This window comes from Lactiplantibacillus sp. 7.2.4 (genome assembly GCF_018991185.1).
GTDB lineage: Bacteria > Bacillota > Bacilli > Lactobacillales > Lactobacillaceae > Lactiplantibacillus > Lactiplantibacillus pentosus.
Window position 1 is genome coordinate 1 of record NZ_JAGYGS010000135.1, and the last position, 1269, is coordinate 1269.

Sequence of the window (1269 nt, forward strand, 5' to 3'; positions counted from 1 at the left end):
ATAATAATAAATAGCGCGACACAAATCCCGACTAAAACGACCAACCCAGTTAAAATACCTTGAATCGTCTTACCAGCGCTGGTTAGCTTGCTTTTAACTTCGCCACCGTCCGCCGCCAAAACAACCTGGGCGTTCATCAAGCCCAAATAAATCGCAGTAGCTCCAGTAGCTGATAGCGCTTTCATTTTTCTGTATTTTGACATGTTATTCCTCCTTCCTATCGTCTTCTGATGTTCGTAATTGAATTTGTTCTGCCTGCGTTTCTTCTGGCTCACGCTGATAGAACTTGTTCAATTGTTCCTCGGCAATTTGCTGGCTTGGTAATGGATCGGTGGCTAATCTGACGTGGCCATTTTCACTCGTGGCTAAGTAATACTCTTTTTCTGGCTGGCCTAACTCTTGGGTCTCTAGGACATGCAAGTTATGTTCATAACGGCCTAAGGCGTTATCAACTTCTAAGCCATAGAAGCCTAAGAAACCTTCCAGGAAACTCTCACCAAAAAAGGTCATTTCATTTCTGATCTGCTTATATTGATGGGTCGGTTTGTCACTCACCAATTTTTCGGCCTTTTTAGCATTTTGACTGTCTTGATGGCGATTAAACCAGCCCCTAAGTTTTAATGGCGGCGTTTTTAGCTGATGTTTAACCGTCTTCTTAATCATGGCTCGGCGAACTTCGTCGATTGGCTGGCCGTCTTGATCTAAAATTGCTTGTAGCTGTTTTTGATCGGTTAATGCTTGGTCATTATCAACCACAATCGCCTTTTGATCATCATGAACTAGCTTGCCATTAATGCCTTGCCAGCTTTCTACTTTCATTGAGTCACCTCCTTATGTGGTTTGCTGGGCTAGAAATATTAAGCAACTAGCTTTCCCCCAGCCCGCCCGGTAAAATGGATTGTTAGGAGGGTGACACCTAGAAGTTGCGGTTCTAGGTGCTGATCCCCGTTAGCAACTCTACTGCTGACGAGGACGCCCTCTTTTTTTATGTGCTTCTTAATCCACTCTATGCCTTCATCAGATATTAACTTGCTTTTCCCAGAACCAATCATTAATTCTTCTGGGAATTCTTCTCTATGTCTGCTCAACCAAGCACTAACATAGTTGCGCCCATGTCCTAATTCACGACTTGCTTGTGCTAGACTATGCCATTTTTGTTTGTTTGCCACATGCGGATTCTCCTTTCTTTATTTTATTTTTAGTTTAGCACATAAATAGGTGCATTGATACCATTTAATTTTACATTTTGATTACAAGTGCATCCCCCCC

General features: G+C 42.6%; 3 protein-coding genes. All 3 read right to left on the reverse strand.

Annotated elements, in window-relative coordinates:
* The coding region (locus KGF70_RS16845; RefSeq protein WP_216786519.1) for a CagC family type IV secretion system protein at window positions 1–203 on the reverse strand (203 nt) is incomplete at its 3' end.
* Between the two features lies 1 nt (window position 204).
* A complete protein-coding gene (locus tag KGF70_RS16850; RefSeq protein WP_216786520.1) occupies window positions 205–819 on the reverse strand; it encodes a hypothetical protein in 615 nt (204 codons plus the stop codon).
* A 38-nt stretch (window positions 820–857) separates the two neighbouring features.
* Window positions 858–1169, reverse strand: coding sequence for a hypothetical protein (locus tag KGF70_RS16855; protein ID WP_159259014.1), 312 nt, complete (start codon window positions 1167–1169; stop codon window positions 858–860).
* Window positions 1170–1269 lie beyond the last annotated feature (100 nt).